The following is a 16,355-nucleotide window of genomic DNA, read 5'->3' as shown; positions in this document are numbered from 1 at the left end:
CTATGCGCATGAAGAATTTGCACCATTATACTGAACATCATCGCTACTGCGTATACAGGGAGTTTGGACTTAGTGCCCTGGATGACCGCATGCTCACCGGAGCGTATCAGCCAATGGTAGGTGCCTTTGCGATAGGCTTGTATCGACTGCTATTTCAGCATCTTCCCGGTGAACAGGTCGGTTACTCCCCGCTTGAACAGCAACGGAGGCTGTTCATGACGTTGGGACTCGAGCCCAGCGAGAAAGGGCGCAAGTATTTGGTGGAGCAGGCATCCAAGCTTGAAGCCGTTGGTTTGCTTCAGACTTCTCGGCTGTATATTCCGGAAAATGACGATTACATTTATGAATATGAGCTGCAACCTCCGCTCTCTCCGGCAGAATTTTTCCGTACACAGCATTTGACACTGTTGCTTCGTGACAAAATCGGCAAGTTCGCCGTACTCTCACTACGTTCCGGTTTTTCGGCGATAGAGAGCGGTGACGCGCCTTACCCAGCAGCGAATAAAGAGAATATTTCCGTTCCTTTTTACGATATATTTGAATTGAATACCCATGTCATTGATTATGAACTGGAACAAGCGTTGTCGGAAGTTTCGACTTCGGCCCAGCGCAGCGGGATAAGTGGTGCGGCCGAAGAGAACAGCCTGAATTATGCCGACATTATATTGCGTTTTCCGCGTGAGTCGGTCAATCGCCGTCATGTGGAGCAATTGCGGTTCGATCACGAACAGCTCGGCATTGTGAATTATGTGGTGAACAAGTTCAATCTCAGCGTACAGGATGTATGTCGTTTGTTGGATGAAGATGATATCTTTAACCCACAGGGGCAGCTGGTGCTGGATGATCTTCAACACAAGGCAAGCCTGCAGTTCAGACAGACCAAGAAGCGACATGAGCAGCAGACGGTGCAGGCAGCGAAGGTTGTTGCTCTCAGACAGCATATGGAGGAGCCTGAGCATAAAGAGGATTCCGGTGAACCGCCTGTCGAACATGTGGTACAGATGGAATACTACGTCGAAGTGCCTCCGCAATTTTCGACCAAGTGTGATATTCATCAATACAATATGATGCTGCGTAATGAGCCTTACACACGATTGCTTCAGACGTTCTTCCCTGGTGCCGTACCGGACAACCTGGTGGACATTTTTGAGAAGATCGACCTCAGTTACAAGTTGCCTGGTGAAGTGATCAATGTGCTGATTCATTATTTGATGGCATTGCTTGTATCCGGCGGTGAGCAAAGAATTAACCGTAACTTTGTTGAGGCTATTGCCTCCAACATGCTGCTCAAGCAGGTGAATTCCTATGAGAAGGCGGTACAATACATTCGTGACCAAGCTAAGGTCAAAGGCAAACAGGCTGCTGGTGCAGCTGGAACCCGTTCCCGTACATACGGCAAAGGAACCAAAGCCAAACCCGAAATTCCGATTGTACAAGACATAGGCGCCGACGGCGATGCCGTATCCGAAGAAGAGTTTGAAGAGATGATGAGGTTTGCCCAGCAGATGCAGGCAAGCAAACAAAAGGGAACTTCATAATTTTCATAATATACATCCAAAAGGCGAGTCACCTAAATTAAAGGAGACTCGCCTTTTATTCTTTCAAGAAAAGAGGGGGACTCCCGATGGCGAAATGGGATAACATGCTGTCCATGCTTTGGATGCTGCGATCCGGAAGAAAGCTCACCGCCGCTCAGATCGCAGACAATTTGGAGATTAGCGTCCGCACCGTGTACCGATATATCGACGCATTATGCGCAAGTGGCGTGCCGGTCGTTGCGGAATCGGGCCATGATGGCGGTATTCGTATTCTGGAGAGTTTTAAGGAAACGCCATTGTTCTTCAACTCTGTAGAGTTGAAGGCACTTGTGGATGCGTTTAAATTTGCCCAAGGTGCTGGTTATCCGTATGTGCAGGAGCTGGAGTATGCGTTGAAGAAGGTGGAGAACGGACTGCACGAGGAGCAGCGCCACGATCTGTCTCGCCAGCAGAGCAGCTTGGACGTCGTTTCTTCAGCGCGTGCACCTTCTGTAGTTCCGTTGTTGCGGGACTTGGAACAAGCGACGAAAGACGGGCGAACGGTCCGTATGGTCTATCGTAAAGCGAATGCGGAGCAGGCTGACGAACGTGAAGTCGATCCATATGGGCTAGCATATGACCGAAATGAATGGTACGCTGTCGCGTTCTGCCATCGGTCGCAGGCGATGCGGACGTTTCGCGTCGAACGAATCGAACAGCTGGAGTCAACCGAAGCGAGGTTTGACAAGCCGGAGTCTTTCTCTGCGTCCGCGTTTTTCTGTGAGCAGTCCAACCAGAGACGGGAGGCAGATGGGCCGTTAACCGTTATCCGTATCGAGGGACAGCCTGACACGCTTAATGCGGTTTGCAACCACTGGCATCTGCGCCACTATTTGACGGAACGAACCGATCGGGAGGCACGGTTTCTGATCGATGCTCCGACGATGAACAAGTACCTTCCAACATATCTCCTGACGTTCGGCACGGCCATTCGCATCCGCGAACCACTGGAGTTGAAGCGGCGGATTCAGGAAAAGGCATACGGTATCGCCAAACATTATGAAAACGATCCGAATTGAAGTTTGCTGACAACATTTGTCAGCGAACTTGTTATATGATAAGGACACAGCAGCGGCAGCCAAACCATGCGAAGAAGGGAAAGGTGAATTTATCGATGCTTCAACAACCATACCAACAGTATGACTATCATGTTTGGGCAAACGATCGATTGTTTGCACACCTGGAGCAACTCCCGGAGGAGGTATTCCATGCGGAAGTGACGAGCGTGTTCCCATCTGTATCACAAACATGTGCACACATGTACTTGTTCGAACAGCTCTATATGCTCGTGCTCGCGGAAGTTCCGAACGAGGAGATTTTCCCGAAAATGTCGGGCTGGACAGAGGAAGCGCAGGGTAAAACTGTGAATGAGATGCAGGAGCTGTTTGGCAGCGTTGCTGAACGTTTCCGCGATTTACTGCGGAATACGCCTGAACCGGACAAGAAGATGACGATTGAGCATCCGAAATACGTTAAAATGGAAACACGTTTTTCCGACATCCTACAGCATGTTGTCAACCACGGGACGTATCATCGGGGCAATGTGACGGCGATGTTGAGACAGCAGGGTTATAGCGGTGTGCCAACCGATTATATATTTTATTTGTTGGAACAGCAGAAAGTTCAAGGGTAAATGAATCAGATTAGAGTGAAGAGCGAATCAACCACAAAACAAAGAGGTGTATCGATAGGGTATGCCATGCTGATCGGAGTTATCATGGGGGTTGCAGCCAAAATTGTTGATGCTCCGGGAATCAATCCTATATTTGATGATATTGGTGGACGTCTGGGCGTATGGATATTTGTTGCAGCGATAATAGCGGTTTTTAGCTATTCTCCAAAATTGGCGGCAGTAAAAATATTCATCTTTTTTGGATCAATGCTGACCGTGTATTATGTTTACACCGTGTTATTTCTACATTTTTATCCAGAAAGAGCTATGGTTTTTTGGGGAATATGCGCGGTGGTATCTCCGATCTGTGCTTATATTATGTGGTATGCACGTGGGAATGGGCTGTTATCTAATGTTGTTGCAGCTCTCCCCATTACATTATTACTGTCAGAAGGGTTTCAATTACGTCACGCTTACTTACCCATTCACACTCATTACAATTTAATTCCAGTCCTTATGATAATATATTTAATCATGATTGTTGTGTTGTTGCTGATCATACCGATAAATAAAAAACAATTTTTATCCATTCTATCGATAGCAGTTATATTGTCATTTATTATGATCTATTTTAATGTTTTAGGTCGGATATTTGGTGGGATGAACGGCGTATTGTAGGGTTAAATTAAAAGTGCCAAACATAAATTCAGCCCTTCCGACTTCCTGTGAGGAAGCGAAAGGGCTGAATTGATTTCTTGTGATTCTTTTATCGCAGAATCGTCGTTGCTTTATTGCCAGCATAATCTTCGATAACGAGCTTCAGGGAGCTGGTACTAGACGAAGGCGTGAAGGTCAGTTCACCCAGCTTCGTTCTGCCCCGAATGATATAAGGGAATTTCTGCGAAACGTAAGTTACTCCGAATTCGCGTGGTACCTCATTTTCATAGACATAGATTTTGTACCAATCCTCCAAATCAGGCAATGCGAGGGTATACTTTCCATCCTTTACCGTAACCTTTTCCTTGGCATATGGTGTAATCTGAGTATCTGCCAGTTGTCCGGTCGTAGTGACTGGATTCTGTTTGCCAATGGCAATATCCAGGACGTAATGTTCACCATTGGTCGGAAGGCCTGTCAGAATGGCAGACTGTTTTCCTTTTTTGACCTGAAGTGTCTTGGTGAAAGGTTCCTTCGTGTACTCCGTTTGGAGTGTAAGCTGGATCGGCTCTTTACCTGGGTTCTTCTTCGGGTTTTTCCAACTGACAATAGCATCGCCATTGTTCTTGAATTTCACATCAATGTCCTGAACAGCTGCATTCAGATCATAGGACAGGACGGTTGCTTCACTCTCGGTACCATCTGCGCCTACAGCACGAATGGACAATTCGCCAGCGGGATGTTTGAGCGTTTTAATATAAAATGTGGAGTCATACACGCCGCCGACATAAGCGCCGTTCTCATACAGATTATATTGCTTAACCTTTGAATAGTCCTCGATATCCCATTCGACAACCAACTCATCGGTGTTGGTCAGTGCTTTGGTAATATGGAATCCGGTTGGAGCATTCGGTTTGGCGGCAGAACCGTCGGATATACGAATTTCACCAATGTTCATCTGATATTTTTCAATCGTAGTACCATTAGGGTCGAAGGATAGACCAAAAGCTGCGACGGTCTTCCCTTGGTGTGCACTTAGATCGAGTGAAGTAGTCTTCCAGCCTGCCGTGTGCTGACCTGAATCTGGCACTTTGACTTTGACTACTTTGGTTGGTTCATCCTCAAATATCAGTCCGACATACATGGAGGAAGCGTCGTTGACAGACGGTTTATTATAGGTGAGTTCCAGTTTGGATTGGGCGTTGATCGACAGATCCGTCTTGTACAGACGTAGGAAATTGTCCGCATTTAGACTTCCGTTCACCACAAGAGAACTGCCGCCAGTGAACGCACCAACGGAATCATACGTATAACGAGCACCTTTTTCATAGGTTGGACCATAGTCAAAATCAACAGTGAGTTTGTCACCTTGACTATCCATCCACCACTGCCAGGTGACTGGGATATCCTGAATATTAATATTGGACCATTCGGTTGCATTGGAGACGGTTCCTCCTTCATAATAATTCAGACCGTGGCCTGTATTGAAATTGGTCACAAAATTGGAGCCGTGAATAACGGAGCGTTCGGTGAGATAAGCGGCGATGCCGTCCCACTTTGCACCCGAAGCATACACATCGGACAGATCGACGGATGCCGTACGGCGTGCGTTAGTTGGGTCCTGATTTGGACCTGACCACCAAGCGCGGTCACGCACAAAGGTCATCCATTGGTACTCATCATCGGCTCTATGATTCGTGCTGCCATCGCCCATTTCTTCATCCAGGGCATTATGGGTAAAGTCAGCACCAAGTGTTGCAATACTGTTCATCGGTTGACCGTTCTCGTCCAGATTGTTACGCAGATCGTAGAGCTGCTTCCAACGGCCAAACTGGTCATTCCCACCTTCGACACCGGCAAATACCGTTTCCAGTGGGTCAAGTCCCAAACCAATGGCATGATCGCGTGAATCATGCAGCATGTCATGGTTCCACACGTAATTCAGGAAGATCGAATCCGAGACTCTGCCTAAAGCAGAATCTTGCACAAAAGGACTGTTGAGTCCGTTAAACTGGTTCTGGTATTGAATTTTGCCCGTTGTATTGATGGTGGAGTCATACCACTGAACATATAGTCCTTCGTTTTTTAAATATTTCATGAATTTCTTGTAGGAAGCGATGTCTTCAGGTGCAACGCCTTTGGCAACCTCTTCCTGATTGAAGAAGTATCCGTCGTAATTATAATACTTTGCCATCTCGACCAGCTTTGCAGCAACAGGGAAATTCCCTTTTTCATCCTGCACAAGCATCTGCTTGTAGGTTTGTGGTCCACGATCATTGTCTGAGAAGAAGATGTTGGCGATGGAACGGACACCGTTTTTGTGTGCAGCATTGGTGTAAGCCGGATTCGGAATGTTCAAAATGCCAAACTCAAAGTACTTTTCCGTCCATTCCTTATTGGGGTCATACAATTCCTCAGGCACGCCAGCAGAAGCCATACCATGCCAATAGCTATAATAGTCTGTGTACTGCCAATAATTAAAGAGGTACTCGCTGAATTCATTCGTGTAAGGGGTGCTATCGAAGAATGAGTTGCCATAATCGCCACTCATCGTAAACAGCTTGGTGTCCGGGCTGATTTCGGGATAAGCCTGCGTGGCCGCAAAGGCATCGTTACGTGGTTGCAAAGGTACATGAGCACGAAGCAGATCACCATGGATATCACTTTTGGGTGTCCAATTCAGAATCTGGGCAGCGGTGTAGCCATGCTGATAAGGCTGATTTACTCCCTTGGCGCTGTCACCTGTGTAAGGAAGCGTGTCTCCTGCATAAACGGATGAGGCAATGACTTGTCCAAGCAGAGCCGAAGTGAGAACCATTGCGGTTACTTTGGGGATAAGGCCTTTGGGTTTGTGTTTGCGTGTCATGTTGTTCCTCCTTCAAGTCGAATGAATGTAAGGTATTCTTTTACACAAAAATAAACTTATGGTTAACGATAGGGCATGAAAGCATTTTCAAATAGGGAGAAATTAAAGAAAGGAAGGTATAAACTAAAGAAAAGTTCGAGGTGACAAGTTAATGTTAGAAGGCAAATGATATACTTTAGACAGGAAAACAGCATCGGGGGGAACATGTGACTTGAAAATTGTTAGCGTTTACAAAAAATTCTTTAAAAATAATATGTTTATGAAGATGCTGTTCATCTTCTCCATGATCTCAATTGTAACGATTATTACCTTATCCTATATCATTTTCCTGTCGGTGTCCGATGCCACAATTCGCCGAGAACTGGCGATCCAGAAAGCGGCCATGGAGAGTGTTGACCGATATATTCATCAGCAGTATGAATCGGTGCAAAACATGGTGAGGGACATGCATCAGAATGAGGCCTTATCAGCCAATATCACCTATCTGATGAACCACACGTACGCCGAGTATGTACAGCATCTGACGAATGGCTATTATGCGAATCAGGATGATTATTCAGCTGATGTACTGAAACATTTTCAAAATATCATGGATCGCAATTCGGATATCAATCAAGTGATGTTATATAGTGCCGAGCGGCAGGATCTGTCCTCCTTCAATCAACATAAGCAGTTCAGAAAGCTGAACACCAATGTGGCTCATTCCTATATTCCTGACGTGATGGCGATGGAGACACCGAATATCAGCGCACCAAACTATTGGATTCGTAAAGAAATTGATCAATGGGACCCGGCGCTGTATGCGATTCGGGTGCCTATCAACGATACACAGACCCTTCGAAATTTGGGTCAGTTCCTTGTTTTCTTTGACTCAGCAGGTATTGGCAACGCTTTGGATAGTTACGAAAGTAATCTCAAGGGAGAAATTGTGGTGCTGTCAGCCAAAGGTACAGTATTGTTCGATTCCAACAGTAACTATTACGGCAAGAAGTACCCCTATATCAATGTGGCCGATTCCCTGTTTGATCAGACGGATATGGACTCGATGAAAAAGGAGCGAAATATGTATGTGAACAAGTTTGTCTCGGCGGATCAGGGCTATGTGGTCGTTGGCACGGTTCCTGTGGATGAGATGGCTGAGGCCTATGCGGGTACACGCAACACAATCGTTTCGATTAGCATCATATGTATCCTGTTTGCAGTGTTGGTTCCGGCGTTTTTCATTATTAATTTTGCCAAACGCACCCGCAGAATCATTCGTTTCACCCAAAGGGTGAAATACGGCAACCTGACAGCACGCATCGATGATGCCCGTGATGATGAGCTTGGACAGATCTCACACAGTTTCAACGATATGCTGGATGAACTTAATCAATATATTGAACGCGTCTACAAAGCCGAGATCAAACAAAAGGAGACAGAACTGGTCGCTCTCCAGGCACGGATTAATCCTCACTTTCTCTATAACACGTTGGAGGTCATCCGAATGAGGGCAATTTCGCAGGGGGCGAAGGATGTCGGGGAGATGATCTACAGTTTATCCGTGTTATTCAAGAGCCTTGTTCAACAGAAGAAAAATTATACGCTCAAGGATGAGATGGAAGCTTGCCGTCTGTATCTGGAATTGTTCCGAATCCGGTATAAGGATATTTTCATGTACACGATTCAGTTGGACCCTGTGCATAATCAGCATCCGGTGGTTAAGCTGTCCCTACAGCCAATTATTGAGAACTATGTGGTGCACGGCATTCAGACAGAACGTTCGGATAATCAATTAGCGATTGTTGTTGAAGAACTGGGCGACGCTTTGCAGGTAGAGGTTAGAGATAACGGTAAAGGCATTGATCCTGAGCGCCTGACTGAAATTTTAGAAGAACTGGAACGTCCGGAAGAGTCGGGTAAAATGTTCGGACTGCGCAGCGTACACACCCGTTTGCGTTTCCTGTATGGACCGGAATTCGGCATCACGATAGAAAGTACACTCGGAGAAGGAACCCTGATCAGGGTTCGTTATCCTCATACAGAAGGGACAGGTTTTTAATATGTACAAGGTATTTATTGTGGATGATGAACCGTTCATCATTGAAGGATTGTACGATATTTTGGATTGGTCGTCGTTTGATATGGAAATTGTAAGTCATGCCGGCAATGGACAGGCCGCATTAAACGCCTTGTCTGCGCAGCCTGTGGACATTCTGATCACGGATATATCGATGCCATTCATGAATGGTCTGGATCTGATTCGGGAAGCAAGGCAGTTGCAGCCTGAGATCAAGGTGATTATTTTAAGTGGTTTTAATGAGTTTGAATATTTGAAAGAGGGCATGCAGCTAGGCATCGAAAATTACCTGCTCAAACCGATCAATGTGGAAGAGCTGGAGTCGACGCTTCGCAATACGGCTTCCAAGCTGGACCATGCGTTGTCTCCTCAAACGGATGATGCTTATGGTGTTCAGATTCTGAAAGACAACATTCTTCACCGATGGTTGACGGGACAGATTGCCGCCACGGAATTCGAGGAACGGGCTCAGTTCTTGAACCTTTCGCTGGATGCACCCGATGTTGCAGTAGCTATCCTGCGAACTAAAGGGGAAGTATCCGGCATGTTCGAGCGAGTGGAGGACATGCTGAAGGATAAGTCCTATGTGAATATATTTCATGACATCGATGGGGACATCGTCATCGTTGCCAATGTGCATGCAGGCGAGGACGAGAAAGAGAAGTTTATGGAGTGCCTTCAGGCATTATCCGCTGCGCTATGTGAGACACATCCTGCTGTTCTGATTGGGGTAGGAAGTCTGATACGTGGACTTCACCATGCGCCGACAAGCTATCAGGAGGCGAAAAAGGCGCTCCAGTATGTGATGATCTATCCCGATCTCAAAGTGATCGATCATGCCATATTGGAGAAGGGTGGAAGCTCTGCTTCTTCCTTCTCGATCGATTGGAAGGAGTACGCGAAGCTCATTCTATCCCGTAATGCAGAGCTGCTTGCGGAGCGGATTCGGGTCGATTTTGAACAGCACCGCGACGGGGTTACTCCGGCTGAGTTGCAGAACATCGCACTGGAAGTGGTCATTCGCTTCAAGATGGAATTGGAGGGCATCAAACATTCGGATGAATCGGCTATTTACCAACGTGGACTTCGCCTTGTATTGGACAGCGGAACGTTTGATGAACTCGTGCAGGCGTTGCAGCAGGTTGGTACGGAGACGATTCAGTCTCTGCTTCAGGATTTAAAGAATCCGATCGTCAACCAGGTGCTTCAACATATTGACAAACATTACGCAGAAGAGCTTTCCCTGAAGCTGCTGGGTGCTCACTATCATCTTCATCCAGTATATTTGGGACAACTGTTCCACAAGGAGACCGGGGAGACTTTTGCCGAATATATCAATAAATACCGGATTGAACGTGCCAAGGAACAGCTGCGCAATTCGAATCTGAAAGTACATGAGATTGCAAGGAATGTCGGGTACTGGGAGACCGGATATTTCTATAAACAGTTCCGCAAGTATGTGGGAATTTCACCTACCGATTTTAAGGTTTTTGGATAATGTTCAGTGGATCACCGATTGGACCAGTGGACTGAAATGAATGAGACATTCTGGGGACAGGAGGGCATGCAATGGAGTTGATGCCAAATGTTACTCAGCATGTCTTTTTGATGTAAGCGATTTATTCAAATAGGTACAAATTAATGAATCAGTACAGATTTCTCTTTAATTTGTACCTCGAAATATTAAGTTTATCTTCTTTTTGAAAATGCTTTCATTCGATAAGGTTAAAGCAGTTAGTTTGTAGAGCTAAAGGGAACACGAAAAGGGAGGATCAAGGAAATGAGTAAACAAAGAAAAAGTTTTTCTCTCGTACTTGCATTATTGATGGCGGTTACACTCGTTCTTAGCGCCTGTGGAGGAAGCAAGGATGCTTCAGAATCAGGGGAAGCAGGAGAAGCTCCTGTCGAGCTGATCTGGTACACCATTGGTACCCCTCAGAAAGATGTTAATAAAGTGATGGAAGAAGTCAGCAAGTACACGAAAGAAAAAATCAATGCCACAGTAACGATGAAAATGGTTGACTGGGGTGACTATCCGCAAAAAATGCAAGTTAACGTAGCATCCGGCGAGCCAATGGACATCCTGTTCACCTCTTCCGGCGGATTCGATTATGTTCAAAATGCCAGAAAGGGTGCATTCCTGGAACTGGATGACTTGCTCCCTAAATATGGTCAGGACCTTATTAAAACGATTGATCCTGCATTCCTGAGTGGTTCGAAAGTAGACGGACACAATTACGGAATTCCGGCCAACAAGGAGCTGCCTCAACAAGAGGTATGGCGTTTCAACAAAACGCTGCTAGATAAATACAAAATGGACATCTCCAATATCCGTACGTTGGACAGTCTGGAGCCTTTGCTCAAAACAATCAAGGAAAATGAGCCAAGCGTGACTCCATTTGGAATGGATAAAAACTTCGTTCCTTATGTTCCTTATGACTATGTCATTCAGAATTTGCCAATGGCGATCAAACTGGATACAACGGATTACAAGATCGTGAACATTCTGGATACTCCGGAAATGAAAGCAGCACTCAAAACGATGAGCAAATACTATAAAGCTGGTTATGTATCTGCAGAGGCAGCAACAACAGGCTCTACCAATGACCTGACTACATCAGGCAACTGGTTCCTGGATCGTGCACAGACTCAACCGCTTGCAGACAACCAATGGTCGGCAAGTTACGGATATCCGGTAGTTTCCACACCAGCTAGTGATGCGATCATCACTAACACGTCTGTACAAGGTTCGATCATGGCCATCTCGGCTAACTCCGAATATCCGGAGAAAGCAATGGAGTTTCTGAACCTGTTGAATACAGATCCAGTCCTGCGCAATATGGTTGATTCCGGTATTGAAGGCGTTCACTACAAAAAAGTGGATGACACGCACATGGAAAATCTCGCTGAATCCAAGAACTACGATATGCCTTCTTACTCCCTCGGTAACAACATGTTGTTGTATCTGAACAACAATGACCCGGATAACAAATGGGATGAGTTTAAGAAGTTTAATGCAGAGGGTGTAAATTCCCCAATTCTGAGCTTTAACTTTGACTCAAGTAAGGTGTCGTCGGAACTGACAGCTGTGCAGAATGTCAAAGAGCAATACTGGGCCGCATTGATGACAGGTACGCTGGACCCAGAGAACAATTTGGAGCAAGTGATTGAGAAGTTCAATCAAGCCGGACTTGAAAAAGTGATGGCTGAAGCCCAAACCCAGCTTGATGCCTGGAGAGCGGCAAATAAGTAAGGGTAAATTCAGGGATCGGGCCGCTGCTTGTTGCGCCCGATCCTTTTTCATTCAAGCCTGAAGGAGGATCTTCATATGACCGCATTTTTGAAAAATCTGATTAGAAACCGAGTCATGCTGTTCATGGTGCTGCCAGGCGCCATCTGGTTCTTCTTCTTTTCCTACTTGCCATTGGTTGGTACAGTAGCAGCATTCAAACAATATCGTTTCAGCCGCGAAGGCTTCTGGGCCAGTCTGATGAAGAGCGAATGGGTGGGTTGGGATAACTTTAAATTCCTGTTCAGCACTAACGATGCTTGGCTCATTACTCGAAACACGCTTTTTTATAACCTTGCCATTATTATTCTGGGGCTGGTATTCGCTGTAGGTTTGGCAATTCTGCTCTCGGAGCTGGTCAATAAACGATTAGCCAAATTGTATCAAACAGGTATGTTCCTGCCGTATTTCCTATCCTGGGTTATTGTCGGTTATTTCGCGTTCAGCTTCCTGAGCATGGACCGGGGGATGTTGAACCAGATTATTGGGTGGTTCGGTGTGGAACCGATTCAGTGGTATTCGGAAGCGAAGTATTGGCCGTATATCCTGGTGTTTGTAGCTTTGTGGAAAACGATCGGGTACAACAGCATTGTCTATCTCGCTTCCATTCTGGGGATTGATCGGTCGCTGTATGAGGCAGCGATGATCGATGGCGCCAATAAATGGCAGCAGATCCGCAACATTACGATTCCTTTGCTCTCACCTATCATTATTATTATGACGTTGCTGGCTGTGGGTCGCATCTTCTATGCCGACTTTGGTCTCTTCTATCAGGTTCCAAGGGATTCGGGTACGTTGTATGCCGTTACCAATGTTATTGATACCTATGTGTATCGTGGCTTGAAAACAAGTGGTGAGATTGGCATGAGTACCGCTGCCGGATTGTATCAATCCGTTGTAGGCTTCGTGCTTGTTATCATTTCCAACTATGTTGTACGCAAAATCGATAAAGATAGCAGCCTATTCTAGGACAAGGGAAAGGAGTGAACCACTGTGGCTCAAATCGTAAAAAAACGCGACTTCCATCATGTATCCAATGGTTGGAACGTCATTATGAATATTTTGGCCGGACTATTCGCTTTAATCTGTGTATTTCCTTTCGTGTTTGTAGTTATCATCTCGTTCACGGACGAGAAAGCACTGGCCCGTGACGGGTATCGACTGATTCCGAAGGAATGGAGTCTCGCAGCCTATCAGTTTGTGTGGCAGAGTGGAGACACGCTGCTGCGTGCTTATGGGGTAACCATTCTGGTGACAGTGCTGGGTACCATCATAAGTCTGATTCTAATGTCGCTGTATGCTTATGCAATTTCCCGCAAGAGTTTCCGTTATCGGAGATTTTTCTCCATATTTGCCATTCTGACCATGTTGTTCAACGGCGGGATGATTCCGACCTATATGGTCGTATCCCAACTTCTTCATTTAAAAGATAGCATATGGGCACTGGTTCTGCCGCTTGCAATGAATGCCTTCTATATCATGATCCTGCGTACGTTCTATTCAACCAGTGTGCCGGATGCAGTCATTGAATCCGCGAAAATTGATGGAGCCGGAGAATTCTATACGTTTATGAAGATTGTTATTCCATTATCGTTGCCAGGGCTGGCGACAATCGGATTGTTCAGTACGCTCGGTTACTGGAACGATTGGTTCAATGCGCTGTTATATATCGATAACCCCAACCTCGTACCGCTGCAATCAATGCTGATGCGGATCGAGTCCAGCATCCAGTTCATCCAGCAGAACTCGGCGAACAGCTCGATGAGTCTGGCGGCGATGCAATCCATCCCGCAGGATACTTCACGGATGGCCATGGTGGTTCTCGCTACATTGCCGATTATTTTCGCTTATCCGTTCTTCCAGCGTTACTTTGTACAGGGTCTGACGGTCGGAGCTGTCAAAGAGTAACCGAATCACTTCTATAGGGTGGAGGTATCGAAGGATGATGATATATAAGGACAAAAGTAAATCCGTGGAAGAGCGAGTAGAACATCTGCTGGGCTTAATGACGACGGAGGAAAAGGCGGGTCAACTCATCCAGCCTTTTGGTTGGCAGACATATACCAATAATCAAGGGAACATTACGCTGAATGAATCCTTTAAGCAGCAGGTGGAAAACGGGGGCGTAGGCTCCCTGTACGGTGCACTTCGTGCAGATCCATGGACGGGTGTTACGCTTGAAAATGGACTGTCTGCCAGAGAAGGGGCAGAAGCAGTAAACCTTATTCAGCGCCATGCTGTAGAGCACTCCAGACTGGGGATTCCCATTCTGATCGGAGAGGAATGCTCTCACGGACATATGGCGATTGACGGTACGGTCTATCCAGTTCCCCTGCTCTTAGGAAGTACTTGGAACGTGGATCTGTACCGTGACATGTGCCGGGCGGTCGCTCGCGAGACGCGTGCTCAAGGGGGTGCAGTAACGTATTCTCCGGTGCTGGATGTTGTACGTGATCCACGCTGGGGGCGTACCGAGGAATGCTTTGGTGAAGACCCGTATCTCATTGGTGAGCTAGCTGTTGCTTCCGTGCAAGGACTTCAGGGCGAGCGTTTGGACCAAGAGGATGCGGTAGCGGCTACACTGAAACACTTTGTCGGTTATGGCAGCTCGGAAGGTGGACGCAATGCGGGACCGGTGCATATGGGCTGGCGTGAGCTGCTGGAAGTAGATCTGTATCCGTTCCGCAAAGCTGTTGAAGCAGGCGCTCAATCCATTATGCCGGCTTATAACGAAATCGACGGTATCCCGTGTACGGTTAATACGGAACTGCTGGATGACGTTCTGCGAAAAGACTGGGGCTTTGACGGTCTGGTGATTACGGACTGCGGAGCCATCAACATGCTCGCAAGTGGGCATGATGTGGCGGCAGATGGATTGGAAGCATCCGTACAGGCCATTCAGGCTGGTATTGATATGGAAATGTCCGGTGAGATGTTTGGACAATATCTGGTGCAAGCGATCTCGGAAGGCAAACTTGAAATGCATGTACTGGATCAAGCTGTCCGCCGTGTGCTGGCACTGAAATTCAAGCTGGGATTATTTGAGCAGCCTTATGTGGATGCCGATCGAGCGGCAGAAGTCATTGGCAGTGAAGAGCATATTCAACTGGCACGCCAATTGGCTGCAGAAGGTGTGGTATTGCTCAAAAATGAAGCTGCAACGTTACCTCTGTCGACGGCAACAGCGGGCCGAATTGCTGTCATTGGTCCTAATGCAGACCAAGCCTACAACCAGTTGGGCGATTATACTTCCCCCCAACCGAAGTCCAAAGTGGCTACGGTGCTGGATGGCATCCGCAGTAAGCTTGCTGTAAGTGAGAGTGGGCACGAAGGAGATGGCTCAGCTGGACATTCGAATAGTGAAAATCAGGTTTTCTATGCACCGGGATGTCGCATCAAGGGTGATTCGAGAGAAGGGTTCGAGCACGCAATAGAAACTGCACGTCAGGCCGATACGGTCATCATGGTCGTTGGCGGCTCGAGTGCCCGTGATTTTGGTGAAGGAACGATCGATCTGAAGACAGGTGCTTCCAATGTGTCCGATAACTCATGGAATGACATGGAGTGTGGAGAAGGCATTGACCGCATGACACTTGGACTCGCCGGAGTCCAGCTGGAGCTGATTCAGGAGATCCACAAGCTTGGCAAAACACTTGTCATTGTTTATATCAACGGTCGCCCGATCACCGAGCCATGGGTGGATGAACATGCCGATGCCATTCTGGAAGCATGGTACCCAGGTCAAGAGGGTGGGCATGCCATTGCGGACATTTTGTTCGGCGAAGTGAATCCGTCCGGTAAACTGACGGTATCCATTCCGAAGCATGTGGGTCAATTACCGATTTACTATAATGGCAAACGTTCACGCGGCAAGCGTTATTTGGAAGAGGATCTGGAGCCTCGTTATCCATTCGGATATGGGCTTAGCTATACTACTTTTGATTACAGTGAGCCGAAGCTAAGTACAGAATCGATGACGGCCAACGAGACAGTCACCGTATCAGTGGAAGTCACCAATACAGGGTCTTGCAGAGGTGCAGAAGTCATTCAGATGTATGTATCCGACGTGGTTAGCCGGGTGGCACGTCCAGCTAAAGAGCTGAAGGGGTTTGAAAAAGTGAATTTGGAACCTGGAGAGACGAAGACGGTAGCCTTCCATATTGGAGCGGAGCAGCTGCAATATATCGGTCGTGATCTCACGCCTGTCGTTGAACCAGGACAATTCCATATTCATATCGGAAGACATGTGAAAGATACGCAGTTCGCCGAGCTGACGGTAGAGGAGGCGTAAGGAA

General features: G+C 46.9%; 11 protein-coding genes. 10 read left to right on the top strand and 1 reads right to left on the bottom strand.

What is annotated here, in order from left to right:
- Window positions 1-2: 2 nt before the first annotated feature.
- The 4 genes from AC4PM4_RS26250 to AC4PM4_RS26235 all read left to right on the top strand — a co-directional run bounded on the left by AC4PM4_RS26250 (window position 3) and on the right by AC4PM4_RS26235 (window position 3,867).
- A complete protein-coding gene (locus tag AC4PM4_RS26250) occupies window positions 3-1,538 on the top strand; it encodes a replication initiation and membrane attachment family protein (protein ID WP_063566106.1) in 1,536 nt (511 codons plus the stop codon).
- A gap of 86 nt (window positions 1,539-1,624) precedes the next feature.
- Entirely contained in the window at window positions 1,625-2,596 is a 972-nt protein-coding gene (locus tag AC4PM4_RS26245; protein ID WP_064635719.1) for a helix-turn-helix transcriptional regulator, read from the top strand.
- 95 nt (window positions 2,597-2,691) lie between these two features.
- Window positions 2,692-3,210 (top strand): DinB family protein, encoded by a 519-nt coding sequence (locus AC4PM4_RS26240; RefSeq protein WP_064635720.1) that lies wholly within the window; start codon window positions 2,692-2,694, stop codon window positions 3,208-3,210.
- 15 nt (window positions 3,211-3,225) lie between these two features.
- On the top strand, window positions 3,226-3,867 hold the full coding sequence (locus AC4PM4_RS26235; RefSeq protein WP_491614891.1) for a hypothetical protein: 642 nt from the start codon (window positions 3,226-3,228) through the stop codon (window positions 3,865-3,867).
- Between the two features lie 88 nt (window positions 3,868-3,955).
- On the opposite strand, the gene AC4PM4_RS26230 is transcribed toward AC4PM4_RS26235, so the two are convergent.
- Complete coding sequence (locus AC4PM4_RS26230) at window positions 3,956-6,712, bottom strand: endo-beta-N-acetylglucosaminidase (protein WP_491614890.1); 2,757 nt, start codon at window positions 6,710-6,712, stop codon at window positions 3,956-3,958.
- A 211-nt stretch (window positions 6,713-6,923) separates the two neighbouring features.
- Here AC4PM4_RS26230 and AC4PM4_RS26225 point away from each other — a divergent pair, with 211 nt between their 5' ends.
- The 6 genes from AC4PM4_RS26225 to AC4PM4_RS26200 all read left to right on the top strand — a co-directional run bounded on the left by AC4PM4_RS26225 (window position 6,924) and on the right by AC4PM4_RS26200 (window position 16,351).
- Complete coding sequence (locus AC4PM4_RS26225) at window positions 6,924-8,753, top strand: sensor histidine kinase (RefSeq protein WP_488732132.1); 1,830 nt, start codon at window positions 6,924-6,926, stop codon at window positions 8,751-8,753.
- A 1-nt stretch (window position 8,754) separates the two neighbouring features.
- Complete coding sequence (locus AC4PM4_RS26220; protein WP_491614888.1) at window positions 8,755-10,269, top strand: response regulator; 1,515 nt, start codon at window positions 8,755-8,757, stop codon at window positions 10,267-10,269.
- A gap of 282 nt (window positions 10,270-10,551) precedes the next feature.
- On the top strand, window positions 10,552-12,024 hold the full coding sequence (locus AC4PM4_RS26215; protein ID WP_063566099.1) for an ABC transporter substrate-binding protein: 1,473 nt from the start codon (window positions 10,552-10,554) through the stop codon (window positions 12,022-12,024).
- 75 nt (window positions 12,025-12,099) lie between these two features.
- Entirely contained in the window at window positions 12,100-13,029 is a 930-nt protein-coding gene (locus tag AC4PM4_RS26210) for an ABC transporter permease (protein WP_063566098.1), read from the top strand.
- Between the two features lie 84 nt (window positions 13,030-13,113).
- Complete coding sequence (locus tag AC4PM4_RS26205; protein ID WP_205525065.1) at window positions 13,114-13,968, top strand: carbohydrate ABC transporter permease; 855 nt, start codon at window positions 13,114-13,116, stop codon at window positions 13,966-13,968.
- A gap of 34 nt (window positions 13,969-14,002) precedes the next feature.
- Complete coding sequence (locus AC4PM4_RS26200) at window positions 14,003-16,351, top strand: glycoside hydrolase family 3 N-terminal domain-containing protein (RefSeq protein WP_491614886.1); 2,349 nt, start codon at window positions 14,003-14,005, stop codon at window positions 16,349-16,351.
- Window positions 16,352-16,355 lie beyond the last annotated feature (4 nt).

The organism is Paenibacillus sp. MDV22-iso6, assembly GCF_058408365.1.
This window is presented reverse-complemented; position numbering and strand designations above follow the sequence as displayed.